The sequence below is a fragment of the Variovorax sp. Root318D1 genome, from assembly GCF_001424835.1.
Lineage (GTDB): Bacteria > Pseudomonadota > Gammaproteobacteria > Burkholderiales > Burkholderiaceae_C > Variovorax.
In genome coordinates, this window is record NZ_LMCQ01000002.1 from 343 (window position 1) to 12451 (window position 12109).

The following is a 12109-nucleotide window of genomic DNA, read 5'->3' on the forward strand; positions in this document are numbered from 1 at the left end:
GCGCTGACCGCGACGTCGAAGATGGTGTTGGTGGCAAGAATGCCGGCCTCGGTGGCCGACGTCGATCCRATGACCTTGCCGCCCACCAGGTACAGGTAGATGGTGGCGCCATCGCTCTTGAGCCCTGAGTCACCACCCTGCGTGGCCACGCCCAGTGCGAAGCTCGACGTGGTGGTRCCYGGCCCGTCGGCGCCGTAGTTGACCGTCGCCGCGCTGAAGGCGGTCGAGAAGTCCTGCGTGTCCGAGTCGGTGGCCGCGCCGATGGTGTCGGCGTCCTGCNGGCCCGTCGGCGCCGTAGTTGACCGTCGCCGCGCTGAAGGCGGTCGAGAAGTCCTGCGTGTCCGAGTCGGTGGCCGCGCCGATGGTGTCGGCGTCCTGCGTGTTGAGCAGCACCGTGTCGGTGGGCGCCGCAAGCGCGGCCGACGGCCCGTCGTCCTCGAAGATCATCATGGAGCCGACTTCTCCCGTCGACTGCATGGTCTGGGGCAGACTGAATCCACCGATGTCGAAACTGGCGTTGAAATCCTTGTCGGTCGAGCCGACGTTTTCAATCAATACGCGGTTGTGGCCGCCACTCGTCTGGTATTCGATGACATAGCCGGCCTTGACTCCGCTGATCACGGCGGTGTCGCCGCTGAGATCAATGGACAGGCCTGTTACGAGGTTTCCGGCCGAATCGCGAACGACGACCGAACTGATATTGACGGCCGTATTATTTTGAAGGTTGTCCACATAGTCGTCGCCCGTCGCCAGCACCGTCGTAAAGGCACTGATCTTGAGCGTGGCCGCCTTATCGGGCTGCAGTTGAGCGACCGTGAAAGCTGCCGAAGTGGTGCTGACAAGGCCGGTGAAATCGATGTTCGATTCTTCGTCGGCCTCATTCTGATCGAGATTGGGAACCGTGTCGTCGGTGCTTGCGCCACTCACGAAAGTGAAATACATCCCTTCGGCAGGGCTCTTGGCGCCGGGAGGATCAATCATCTGGTTGTTGGTACCCAGGCTCGTGAACCCGCCGCCCTGACTGGAATTGACCGTGTCTCCTTCGTTGAATTTAGCGCCCGTCGATTCATTGGCCGGATTCTTGCCGGTCACGACAATTGCGGTGCTCGCATTGCCGAACATTGCGAACAGATTCTGGCCTGACGGCACATTGGCAAAAGAGAACGCGTTATCCGAAGTGACGGAGACAAATATCTTGTCCGCGAGATTGACGGGGTCGTCCGGATTCGAAGCATCCGGATGCGATATTGCTTCGTATTGAACAGTCCAGAGCTTCGCGCCCGACACCGGCGTTCCGGTTTCCTCCAGATAGGCCGCAAACACGACGACATTCAGGGCCGTCTTCCCATAGACGATGTTGTTGTTGGTTGTGTCGGTGTAAAGGAAGATATCTTCACCGTCGGTGGTATTGAGGCCGCTGTCGGCACCGTTGAACAAAGCGCCGTTGGTGTCCGTGAATGCAAGATCGCTGACCGTGCCCGACACGGTGAATGTGAATGCGTTGGTGCCGGTATTCGTGCCGTCGTAGCCGCTCAAGGCGGCATTGATGGCGGTCCCGACATTCTGGGTTGCCAGGCGGGTGCTGAAGGCCGTCGGCAGCGAGCTTGCGGCAATGTCGTTGTCGTTACTGTCGCCCGCAACAGCGGGCGTAGCGGCAAGGTTCTGTAAGTTGGCGGATTCGTCCAGAGTGACGGTCGAGCCGGCCGTCAAATTTAGCGCGGGCATGAAACACTCCTTTGCTGAAAAAATACTCCGATGGCAATAGCAATTTCGAGAGAGGCGATGGCGAACACCCGGTTCGCCTATATGCGGGATAACGATGCTGAACCGCCCGCCTGAGCGATGTCCATAGGCCGAAAGTTGTCACCCAAAGGATGACGCGCAGTGGCGGCGGCGTACTCATCCATGGGGAAGGGCCGTCGCGCCTCGATACCCCCGCGCCGCGCTCGCCGCGCGCGTCTCACGGCTCTCACACTTCGATACCTTGCGAGCACTGCAAATCGATTCGCGCGGTTGTGTGGTCTTTATCATTACTTCAAGCGAGCGTCTCAGGGAAGCCCATGGAACAAGTCCCACAGTCGCCTGCCAGGTTGGAACCTGCGCGGAACGTAGATCCTGCTCGACCGTCAGCGCGAGACTCTTGCGCGCGGCCGGCATTCGCACGGCCCGCGCGGCGCGCATCCAATCATCGTCAGACGGTGAGCCCGGAGATCCAGTCTCCTGCCGCGTGCCCTGCGCTCGAAACCCGTGTTTCAGTTCTCGTTGCAACCTGCCCAAGCCGCGCATCGGCGCTGTTCGGGCTGGGCCTGCTGGCGTCGAGGCATCGGCCCGAACGGATGTACCAGGTCGAGTACGCAGAGATGAACAGCATCTGCGACCTGGATGCCCGCTGCCGGCAACGGCCGCCTCGCTTGCTGCTCGTGGACGTCGCGTTGATTTCACCGCACAGCGTCAACCAGTTGGCCGATCTGCGTCGCCACTTTCCAGCCACCGACTGGCTCCTGGGCTGGGATGGGCCCTCGTCACAGGGTTTGGAGGCAGCGATTCGAAGCCAGGCGCGAGGCTGCGTCGAGTGGGGATCGACCGCGAAGCAGTTCGCACAATCGCTGGATGCGGTGCTGGCCGGCAGCTTGGGCTTTCCCGGTCCGGTGTTGCAGGCGCTGTATCTGTCCGTGCTGCGGTTGAAGTCAGCCGGCGGGCGGCCAGCGTCCACTGCGGCACCGCCTGCAGCCCGACTGACCGCACGCGAGGACGAGGTGCTGTCGCTGATGTACCGGGACATGACCAACAAGCAGATTGCCGAGCGACTCGGCATCAGTGTCAACACAGTCAAGAAGCACCTTGCGCACGTGTTCGCGAAGCAGGGGCAGCACAGTCGGCGCTGGCATTTGATCTGACCTGTACTCGCCGGACCGTGAACCGCGCATCCGCCCATCAGGAGTGGCCGTCCACCCGCATCTGAAAAAGAAAGTAGGGCGGAATGCAGGCGCCGCTGCCTTCGGGCTGGCCGTCGGACTGCGCGCAGATGAAGTCGTCGCGGCAGGGCTGCTGCGCCGAGCAGCTGCGCAGGTTGCCGGGCCGCGTGTGCTTGCTCAGGCACTCGCCAAAGGGCTTGCTCGCCGCCAGGCACTGGTTGAAGTCGCTGAGGATGGCGATGCTGCCGCAGGTGCCGTTCCTGTCGAGCGGATCGCAAGGGCCCGAGCACATGCCGCCGGGAAAGCCGACCGAAGTCTTCTCGCACACGGAGAGCGCACCTTCGCAGGCAATGCGCGGCAGCTTCTCGGCGCGGTCCAGCCAGGGGTTGGCGGATTGCGTGATGCGGGTGGGCTCGCAGCTTGCGCCGACCGTGGCTTTTTCATTCGCGGCCGCCGCATCGTCCGGTTCGGCCAGCGGCCGGAACGGCTCGGGCTGCGGCTTGGAGAGCGCAGCACGCACATAGCGGCCCCGCCGCGCCAGCTCGTCGTGCAGGTGCGGCGAGTGCGGCAGTGCAAGGGCGTTGCCATCCGTGAAGGTGCGCGTTGTCCCGCGTCGATCGACGCCCAGCAGATGAAAGCCCGCCACCGCGCGGCTCTGATGGCAGCCCGCGCAACTCAGATCGTCTAGCCGGCGCAGCACGGCTTGTGGCGATCGCAGCGTGCGGCTGCCGGGCACGGCCTGCCACTCATTTGCTGAGAAGACCTGCGCGAAGGGACGATTGGCCAGCCTTTCGAGGCCGCGAGGCGCCACCGAGATGGCCTCGGTCGCCAGGAACTTCTGGGGCACTTGCAGTGTGGCCTCGTCCAGTGCGCGCAGGTTGGCAGGCTGCCGCAGCCACTGCTGCAGTTCCTTGCGCAGCGGGGCATTGGCCTTGAGCCGCGCGACATCGGGCGTGTTCTCGAGCGGGGCCGCATTGAACCGCCGCGTGCCGGCATTCCAGCGGAAGGCGCGCAGCATGTATTCCGCATGGCCACCGAGATCGGGCCGCACCGCGGAGGGCCAGCGCACGCTCTGCAGGTTGGTCGTGATCTGCGCGATGCGCGCGGTCGCAAGGCGCTGCGGCGCCAGCGGACCTTCCGGCGACACCAGCCATCGGCCGAGCGCCTCGTCCGTCATCGAAGGCTGTGGCGGCTGCCAGCGCCGCGCGGTGCTCGCGCAGCTGCCATCGGCGTCGGGCGCATCGCCGCGCAGTTCGACATTGGCCGTCATCGGCAGGCGCGATTGCATCGCGGGCGTGCGGTAGGCGAGCCGGTAAATCAGCCGTGTCTCGCCGCAGGCGCCGCTCTGGAACGGCCGGCGGTCCATGCGGTTAGCAACGCCCACGAGTTCGAAGAAGGCATCCGGGCTCGCAAGCCAGCGCGCATTGAACAGCCGGTGCGGATAGCGTGAGATGCCGACGCCGGCTTGCCGGTCGCTGCGCTGGATGCGCGCGATGCTCTCGGTGAGCGGGCGTGCGATGGATTGCCACGCGGGGGACCGCATCAGCGCCTGGTTGGTTGTGATGCCTTCGGACGAAGCGGATGTTTCGCCGATCCAGTGGGCGAAGCCGGCGCCGGACTTTTCGGCGGCTTGCAAGGCGACCGGAGAAGTGACAAGAAGCATCGGGTCGGCCGCGTGCGCCATGGACACGGCCAAGGCGAGGGTCAGCGCGAGGCATGGAAGGCGGTGCTTCGAGAGCGGCATGCGCGCGATTGTGCCCGGGCCCTCCGGAGGGCCTGAACGGGCGTGACACAGTGTCCCGCTCCTGGGACATCGCCCCGCTTCTCCACGCGCGGCTCAGCAGTGCGCCCCTGTGAAGGCTCGGACGGAACGGGCCTTGCTATGACAAGCGGGTCCATGACTTCGCCGCGCCATCCACCACCGCCCATGAACTCCGCCGATCTCGCATTCGCCCCCCGGCACGACCTGGGCATTCGCACGGTGAGCGTGAGCGCTCCCGGACGCCTGCACCTGGGTTTTCTCGATCCCTCCGGCTCCCTGGGGCGCGCCTTCGGCAGCCTGGGCGTGGTGATCGACAGCTTCACGACCGAGCTCGAGTTGTCGGCTTCACCGTCGGACCACCTGGCGGCCGACACGCCGGCCGCTGAAGCCGAACTGGCCCGCGCCGCTGCGCATCTCTCGGCGCTTCGGCAGCGCAGCGGCTGCCATGCGCCGCTGGCGCTGCGCCTGTGCCAGGTGCTGCCGCCGCATGCGGGCTTCGGTTCGGGCACGCAACTCGCCACGGCCATCGGACGCGCCTTTGCCGAATGGCACGGCCTGGACGTGAGCACCGCGACTCTCGCGCACTGGCTCGGCCGCGGCCTGCGCTCGGGCATCGGCATTGCGGGTTTCGACACCGGCGGCCTGCTGCTCGACGGCGGTCCCGGGGCCGATGGCCTGCCGGCGCCGCTGCTCTCGCGCATTCCGTTTCCGGAGGATTGGCGAATCATCGTGGTCCAAGATCCTGGACACCGCGGCCTTTCAGGCGGCGCAGAAAAGAACGCCATTGCGGCCTTGCCCCCATTGCCGCAAACGGTGGCCGCCGACATCTGCCACCAGGTGCTGATGCGCGTACTGCCAGGTGCGGCCAGCGAGGAGTTCGCGCCGTTCGCCGCCGGCATCAACCGCATGCAGCAGCTGCTCGGCGAGCACTTCGCGCCGGCCCAAGGCGGCGTCTTCACCAGCCTGGCGGTCGGACGGCTGATGCAATGGTTCGCCGATGCGAGCCGTGCCAACGGCGCAGCCATTGGGCAAAGCTCATGGGGCCCGACTGGCTTTGCGATCGTGCAGTCGGAAACCCGCGCCCAGCTGCTCGTCGACGCCGCGCGGGCCGGCGGGCATGTCGACCCGGCGCTCGAGATCCGCATTGTCACCGGCCGCAATCGCGGTGCCGTTGTGCGCGACCGCAACGCGCCGCCGCGCACGCGCTGAAGCCGCCGCCTACTTTTTCCAACCACTTCAACGCAGGCTCTCTCACATGGAACGTCCCCGCATCCTCCACATGTTCACCCCCGGCCCCCAGATGAGCCCGTTCGACATCAACATGGCGGCGGACGCGGGCTACCAGATCATCGTGCCCTACTGCGGCGTGGCCATCGACCGCATCACGGGGCTGACGCAGGACACCATCTTCTCGCGCGGACCCAAGGGCGTTGCGCGCACCGGCATCTTCATCGGCGGGCGTGATGCGCAGCTGGCGGCCGACATGCTCGAGCGCGCACGAACCTCGATGGTCAAGCCCTTCGTCGTCTCGCTGATGGCCGACCCGAGCGGTGCCTACACCACGGCCGCGGCCATGGTGGCCTGCGTGGAGGCGGCATTGAAGCGCAACCATGGCCACGGTCTGGAAGGCCAGCGCGTGGTGATCCTCGGTGGCACCGGCCCGGTCGGACGCGTGGCCGGTGTGATAGCGGCGCAGGCCGGGGCCGACGTTTACTTGTCGAGCCGCAACGGCATCGACGCGGCGCAAGAGGCGGCGGATGAAACCGGCCAACGCTTCGGTGTGAAGCTGCACGGCCTCTCGGGCGGCGACCCCGACGCGGTGCGCCGCTCCATCGCCGATGCCGACGTGCTGCTGGCCTGCGCGGCCGCGGGCGTGCAGGTGGTGTCCGCTGAAGCGCTGGGCGCCGCGACGCGGCTCAAGGTAGCCGCCGACGTGAACGCCGTGCCGCCCGAAGGCATTGCCGGCGTGGGCGTGATGGACGACGCCAAGCCGCTGGCCGGCACGCAGGCCGTCGGCATTGGCGCGCTGGCCGTGGGCAACGTCAAGTACCAGACGCAGCACCGCCTGCTGGTGCAGATGTGCGAAGCCGAGAAGGCGCAGGTGCTGAGCTTTGCCGAAGCCTTTGCCGTGGCGCGCGCGTTCCTGGTCGAGCAGGCCGCCAAGACGGCTTGAAGCGCCTTCGCAAAAAAATGCCGACGATTGCCGTTGCCGCCATCTCCGCACGCGCCATGGCCGAGGCGGCGGCCAGCGACGGCTTCAAGGTCGTCGCGCTCGATCTCTTTGGCGATACGGATACGCGCCGCGCTGCATCGCGCTGGCTGCCGATCGGCGCGCCCGGCAGCTTGCAGATCGATGGCGCCAGCGTGATGGCGGCGTTGCGCACCTTGGCACAAGAGGGCGTGGACGGCGAACCGGTGCTCGGCTGGATCGCAGGCAGCGGCTTCGAAGGCGAGCCCGACCTGATCGAAGAGGGCGCGGCCGTGCTGCCCTTGATCGGCACCGCGCCCGCCGCCGTGCGCCGCCTGCGCGATCCGGCGGCTTTCTTCGGCTTTCTTTCGGCGCACGTCCTGCCGTTTCCGCAGGTGTTGCTGCAGCCGCCCGAGGACCCCGCGGGATGGCTGATGAAAGACGCACATGGTTGCGGCGGCTGGCATGTGCGCCATGCGCCCTGGTCGATGGACGAGCCGCCATCGCCGCACCACTACTTCCAGCGCGAGATGGCCGGGCTGCCGATGTCGGCCACCTTCATCGCCAATGGCCGCGACGTTCATGTGCTCGGCTTCAACGAGCAGAGCGTGCGCCGCTTTGGCACGCGGCCCTACGTGTTCTGCGGTGCCATCGGACCTGTCCCGTTGGCGGACGGCCTTGCGAGCCGAGTGACCGACATTGCGCGCGCATTGACCGTCGAGTTCGATCTGCACGGCCTCTGCAGCCTCGACTTCATGCGCGACGGTGACACCCTCGGCGTGCTCGAGGTCAACCCCCGTCCGCCGGCCAGCATGAGCCTCTACCGCTGGCCCGAAGGCACCCCAGGCGTCATGCAGGCGCACCTGCGCGCCTGCCTGCACGGCGAACTGCCGTCGACGCCTTTGCCCGCGCAGGACATCGAAGGCATCGAGATCGTCTTCGCGCGGCAAGCGATCGAGCTCGATGGGCCAGCGGCAGATCGTCTCGCCGCATGGCCAGGACTTCGAGACGTGCCGGCCGCGGGCCAGCGTTTCGACATCGACGACCCCGTGTGCACCTTGTCCGCCAGCGGCACCAGCGCGCAGGAGGTGCGAACCCGCTTGAACGAAGGCCGTGAACGGCTGCTGCAATCATTGGAGACCCACGCATGAGCAACACATCCTCGCCCACGGCCGCCGCAGGCCTGAGCGTCAACCTGCTGGCCCGTCCGATGGTCGAGCGGCTCCTGGCCGACGCCGACGCGCTCGGACTGCGGGTGCGCCGCGACGACACCGGCGTGCACATCGTCGATGCCGGCATCGAGGCGCCCGGCAGCGTGGCGGCAGGCCTGCAAGTGGGCGAGATCTGCATGGGCGGGCTGGGGCACGTGAACCTGCGAAGCGGCTCAGCGGGCGAGGGCTGGCCCACGTGGCTCGACGTGCGCAGCTCGCAACCGGTGCTGGCCTGCCTGGGCAGCCAGTACGCGGGCTGGAGCCTCTCGGCCAGCAAGGAAGAGACCGGTGGCAAGAAGTTCTTTTCGCTCGGTTCCGGTCCGGCGCGTGCACTGGCTGTGAAGGAAAAACTCTTTGCCGAACTGGACTACCGCGACCATGCACCCTGCGGCGTGCTGGTGCTCGAGGTCGACCGTGCGCCGCCAAAGATCGTCATCGACAAGCTCCTGCGCGACTGCGGCCTGGCGCCCGACGCGCTGACGCTGATCCTCACGCCCACCACCAGCCTTGCAGGCACTACGCAGGTGGTGGCGCGCGTGCTCGAGGTGGCGCTGCACAAGGCGCACGAGCTAGGCTTTGCGCTGGCCAACATCGTCGATGGTGCCGGCACGGCGCCGTTGCCATCACCAAGTGCCGATGGCGTCGAGGCCATGGGCCGTACCAACGACGCCATCCTGTACGGTGGCCGCGTGCACCTCACGGTCCGCGGCGATGATGCCGCGGCGCGCGAGCTGGCCCGTGCGCTGCCGTCGCGCAATTCACGCGACCATGGCCGCTCGTTCGCCGACATTTTCAAGGAGGTCGACTACGACTTCTACAAGATCGACGGCGCGCTGTTCGCACCCGCCGAGGTGTGGGTCAGCAACATCGACAGCGGCAACACGTGGCACGGCGGTGCGCCAGAGATGGGGCTGCTGCAGCGGCTTTGGCTGCAGGAAGCATGAAGGCAATCACATGACCATGCGCATCGTCATCATGACGGACGAGATCGGCTGGCACACCCGCCAGCTGCAGGCGGCGCTGCGTGCACGGGGCGCGGTGGGGCGCTGCGTCGACCTGGCCGACTGCAACATCGACACCACCGCGGCCTGGCACGGCCTGGTCATTCCCGGCTATGGGCGCGAGCTGCCCGATGCGGTGCTGGTGCGCGGCATTGCCGGCGGCAGCTTCGAGCAGGTCACCAAGCGGCTCGGCGTGCTGCATGCGTTGCGCGAACTGGGCGTGCCGGTCTACAACGACGCGCGCGCCATCGAGCGTACGGTCGACAAGTCGATGACCAGCTTGCTGCTGCATGCCGCGCGCATTCCGGCGCCGGCCACATGGGCTACCGAGTCGGCGGCGCAGGCGCGGCGTATCGCGATGCGCGAGGTGGCCGCAGGCCATGCGCTGGTGCTCAAGCCCTTGTTCGGATCGCAAGGCAAGAACCTCCGGCTCGTGGGCGAGGTAGACGGCGTGCACCACCCCATGCCCGACATCGATGCCGGCTACGCAGGCCTGGCCTATCTGCAGCGCTTCGTTCCGCCGATGGCATCGCCCGGTTTCGACTGGCGCGTGATGGTGGTGGGCGGGCGTGCCATCACCGCGATGCGGCGCGTCAGCACGCACTGGATCCACAACGTCGCGCAGGGCGCGCGCTGCGAGCCGGCCGAGCTGGAGCCGGCGCTCGCGCACATGGCCGAAGGCGCGGCGCGGGCGCTCGACATGGACTATGCAGGCGTGGACCTCATCGCCGCCGCCAGCGGGCCGAAGATCCAGGTTCTGGAGGTCAACGGCGTGGCCGCCTGGCAGGGCCTGCAGCGCGTCACGGGCTTCAACATCGCACGCGCCATCGTCGATGACCTGATCGACCGCAAGATGGCGCTGGCACACAGTGCCGCGCAGGCGCGCGTGGCACCAGAGCGCCGCGCCTGACGGCCATGCGCCAAGCGGCCGTTATCGAGCGCGCAAGGGCCTGTTTCCTTCGGGCCTGCTGGCTCGACGTGGCCGTGCGAAAGCCGGGCAACGTGAGCCTGGCTTCGCCCGGCCACGGCATGCAGGCGTCGATGTTCATTGCCAGCGCGCGCGCCGCGGCCGTGCCGCTGTTCGAGCCCGGCCGCTCCGTGGGCGAGCGCATCGAGGCCGCGGTGGAGGCCACCTGGAGCGTGGCGGGGTGCAACACCAACCTCGGCATCCTGCTGCTGTGCGCGCCGGTTGCCCTTGCCATCGAGCAGCATCCAGGCGCCGTGACGCCTGCTGCGTTACGCGCCGCCGTCGAGAGCGTGCTGGCTACGCTGGACATCGACGACGCCAGCGCGGCCTACCGCGCCATTGCGCGCGCGCACCCGGGTGGCCTCGGAAGCGCGGCGGAGCAGGACGTACACGACGCCCCCACCATCGACTTGCGCGCCGCCATGGCGCTGGCCGCCGACCGAGACCTGATTGCGCGGCAGTACCGCGACGGCTTTGCCGATCTGTTCGCCCTTGCATTCCAGCCGCCGGTCTCCCAGCCCGGCTGCGGGGAGACGCCGTCCGATGCCGAGACGCTACCGGATACAGCCACTGTGGCTTCGGTCCAACGGCTTTACCTCGCTTGCCTCGCCGCCTTTCCCGATTCACACATTGTTCGAAAACACGGCGAGCGCGTGGCACAGACTGTCATGACGGCGGCGCAGGGCTGGCGCGAGCGCGCCGCCGCCGGCGTCGTGCTCGATTCCGATCCTGCCTTTGCCGAGTGGGACCTGTCGCTCAAGGCCGCAGGCGTCAACCCTGGGACAAGCGCCGATTTCACCGTGGCGGCGCTGCTGCTTTCGGGCTGGATCCGCTCGTGCGCCGCGCCTGCGCGCGATGCGGCAAGCGCATGGCACGGATCGTGATACCCATGGCATTGCGCTGGTCTTCCTGACCGGTGTCGTAATGACCCTAATCACCTTGGACCTCTGAGAGGAGACTCGAAACCATGGCAAAAATCGATCGACTGATGGTGGGCGAATCGCTCGTTGGCGACGGCAATGAAGTAGCCCATATCGACCTGATCATCGGGCCGCGCGGCAGCGCTGCCGAGACCGCCTTCGCCAACGCGTTGACGAACAACAAGGACGGCTTCACCTCGCTGCTCGCAGTCGTGGCGCCCAACCTGCTGACCAAACCGGCCACCGTGATGTTCAACAAAGTGACCATCAAGGGCGCCAAGCAGGCGGTGCAGATGTTCGGCCCGGCGCAGCGCGGCGTGGCGCTGGCAGTGGCAGACAGTGTCGAGGATGGCACCATCCCCATGGCGGAGGCGGACAACCTGTTCATCTGCGTCGGCGTGTTCATCCACTGGCTTGCCGATGACGACAAGAAGATCCAGGACTACAACTACCAGGCCACTCGCGAGTCCATCCAGCGCGCAGTAGCAGGCTTGCCAACCGCCGCCGAGGTGGTCGACAAGAAGGGCACGACAGCGCACCCTTTCGCTGCCCACCTCTGAAGCGCACAAACAAAAACCGACGCGTGAACCGCGTCGGTTTTTTTCCATCTTCCGCCGCAACAAGCGGCGGAGGGCACTGTTCAGTGCTTGGCAGGCACCATGCCACTCGCGAGAAAGTTCAGCACCGTGGCACCTGGGGCCGACTTGGAAGCGCGATGCGTGGGCGCATGGCGTTCGATCTGCACGCCCACCGCCTGCACGTCGTCGAACTTGCGCGGCTTCACCACCTTCACGCGCGCCCAGCTGGCACCGAACTCGTCGATCAGGATGTCGGCAATGGCCTCGGCAAAGGCCTCGAGCAGTTGCAGCCGGTGCTCGGCCATAAGGCGCACCAGCCGCTCGCGCACGACGCCGTAGTCGATCGTGTCGCCGATGCGGTCGGTGTCGCAGGCACGCGCGCGCGGTACGCCGGCATGCACGTCGATCACCAACGGCTGCGCGTGATGCAGTTCCGAATCATGGATGCCGATCACCGTCTGGCCGCTGAAGCCTTCGATGAAGATCAAGTCCATGGGCGCGGACGCCTCCGCATGCGAGACAGCCGAAGCAAAGGGAGCGTTGGAAGGACGCGGGCTGGTGTTCAAG

11 protein-coding genes and 1 pseudogene are annotated in these 12109 nt (G+C 66.8%); 8 read left to right on the forward strand and 4 right to left on the reverse strand.

Annotation, left to right across the window (positions count from 1 at the left end):
• Together ASC78_RS27850 and ASC78_RS28330 are read right to left on the reverse strand one after the other, a co-directional pair.
• The coding region (locus tag ASC78_RS27850) for a DUF5801 repeats-in-toxin domain-containing protein (RefSeq protein WP_235504979.1) at nucleotides 1-263 on the reverse strand (263 nt) is incomplete at its 3' end.
• A gap of 17 nt (nucleotides 264-280) precedes the next feature.
• Nucleotides 281-1725 (reverse strand): annotated as a pseudogene (locus tag ASC78_RS28330) (DUF5801 repeats-in-toxin domain-containing protein); the annotation flags it as partial.
• 473 nt (nucleotides 1726-2198) lie between these two features.
• On the opposite strand from ASC78_RS28330, the gene ASC78_RS26820 reads away from it, so the two are divergent.
• Nucleotides 2199-2897 (forward strand): helix-turn-helix transcriptional regulator, encoded by a 699-nt coding sequence (locus tag ASC78_RS26820; RefSeq protein ID WP_162246080.1) that lies wholly within the window; start codon nucleotides 2199-2201, stop codon nucleotides 2895-2897.
• A gap of 37 nt (nucleotides 2898-2934) precedes the next feature.
• Here ASC78_RS26820 and ASC78_RS02655 read toward each other — a convergent pair whose 3' ends face one another.
• On the reverse strand, nucleotides 2935-4659 hold the full coding sequence (locus ASC78_RS02655) for a hypothetical protein (RefSeq protein ID WP_055796002.1): 1725 nt from the start codon (nucleotides 4657-4659) through the stop codon (nucleotides 2935-2937).
• 183 nt (nucleotides 4660-4842) lie between these two features.
• On the opposite strand from ASC78_RS02655, the gene ASC78_RS02660 reads away from it, so the two are divergent.
• The 7 genes from ASC78_RS02660 to fae all read left to right on the forward strand — a co-directional run bounded on the left by ASC78_RS02660 (nucleotide 4843) and on the right by fae (nucleotide 11524).
• Nucleotides 4843-5886 carry a beta-ribofuranosylaminobenzene 5'-phosphate synthase family protein gene (locus ASC78_RS02660; protein WP_055796005.1) on the forward strand — a complete coding sequence of 348 codons (1044 nt, stop codon included), beginning with the start codon at nucleotides 4843-4845 and terminating at the stop codon, nucleotides 5884-5886.
• 46 nt (nucleotides 5887-5932) lie between these two features.
• Complete coding sequence (locus ASC78_RS02665) at nucleotides 5933-6850, forward strand: NAD(P)-dependent methylenetetrahydromethanopterin dehydrogenase (protein ID WP_055796008.1); 918 nt, start codon at nucleotides 5933-5935, stop codon at nucleotides 6848-6850.
• 17 nt (nucleotides 6851-6867) lie between these two features.
• Nucleotides 6868-8016 carry an ATP-grasp domain-containing protein gene (locus tag ASC78_RS02670; RefSeq protein WP_055796011.1) on the forward strand — a complete coding sequence of 383 codons (1149 nt, stop codon included), beginning with the start codon at nucleotides 6868-6870 and terminating at the stop codon, nucleotides 8014-8016.
• On the forward strand, nucleotides 8013-9020 hold the full coding sequence (gene mch, locus ASC78_RS02675; RefSeq protein ID WP_055796015.1) for a methenyltetrahydromethanopterin cyclohydrolase: 1008 nt from the start codon (nucleotides 8013-8015) through the stop codon (nucleotides 9018-9020). The genes ASC78_RS02670 and mch overlap by 4 nt, the downstream gene beginning before the upstream one ends.
• Before the next feature lie 16 nt (nucleotides 9021-9036).
• A complete protein-coding gene (locus ASC78_RS02680; protein ID WP_200934256.1) occupies nucleotides 9037-9987 on the forward strand; it encodes an ATP-grasp domain-containing protein in 951 nt (316 codons plus the stop codon).
• A 5-nt stretch (nucleotides 9988-9992) separates the two neighbouring features.
• Nucleotides 9993-10928 carry a triphosphoribosyl-dephospho-CoA synthase gene (locus tag ASC78_RS02685; protein WP_055796020.1) on the forward strand — a complete coding sequence of 312 codons (936 nt, stop codon included), beginning with the start codon at nucleotides 9993-9995 and terminating at the stop codon, nucleotides 10926-10928.
• An 83-nt stretch (nucleotides 10929-11011) separates the two neighbouring features.
• Nucleotides 11012-11524, forward strand: a complete 513-nt coding sequence (gene fae / locus ASC78_RS02690; protein ID WP_055796023.1) for a formaldehyde-activating enzyme — start codon at nucleotides 11012-11014, stop codon at nucleotides 11522-11524.
• Between the two features lie 80 nt (nucleotides 11525-11604).
• Here the strand turns inward: fae and ASC78_RS02695 are convergent, their stop codons facing one another.
• Nucleotides 11605-12036 carry a dihydroneopterin aldolase gene (locus ASC78_RS02695; protein ID WP_055796026.1) on the reverse strand — a complete coding sequence of 144 codons (432 nt, stop codon included), beginning with the start codon at nucleotides 12034-12036 and terminating at the stop codon, nucleotides 11605-11607.
• Between the last annotated feature and the right edge of the window lie 73 nt (nucleotides 12037-12109).

Coding starts and splice junctions, on each gene's coding strand:
- ASC78_RS02655 (WP_055796002.1), bottom strand. CDS start 4,659: ATGCCGCTCTCGAAGCACCGCCTTCCATGCCTCGCGCTGACCCTCGCC.
- ASC78_RS02660 (WP_055796005.1), top strand. CDS start 4,843: ATGAACTCCGCCGATCTCGCATTCGCCCCCCGGCACGACCTGGGCATT.
- ASC78_RS02665 (WP_055796008.1), top strand. CDS start 5,933: ATGGAACGTCCCCGCATCCTCCACATGTTCACCCCCGGCCCCCAGATG.
- ASC78_RS02670 (WP_055796011.1), top strand. CDS start 6,868: ATGCCGACGATTGCCGTTGCCGCCATCTCCGCACGCGCCATGGCCGAG.
- mch (WP_055796015.1), top strand. CDS start 8,013: ATGAGCAACACATCCTCGCCCACGGCCGCCGCAGGCCTGAGCGTCAAC.
- ASC78_RS02680 (WP_200934256.1), top strand. CDS start 9,037: ATGCGCATCGTCATCATGACGGACGAGATCGGCTGGCACACCCGCCAG.
- ASC78_RS02685 (WP_055796020.1), top strand. CDS start 9,993: ATGCGCCAAGCGGCCGTTATCGAGCGCGCAAGGGCCTGTTTCCTTCGG.
- fae (WP_055796023.1), top strand. CDS start 11,012: ATGGCAAAAATCGATCGACTGATGGTGGGCGAATCGCTCGTTGGCGAC.
- ASC78_RS02695 (WP_055796026.1), bottom strand. CDS start 12,036: ATGGACTTGATCTTCATCGAAGGCTTCAGCGGCCAGACGGTGATCGGC.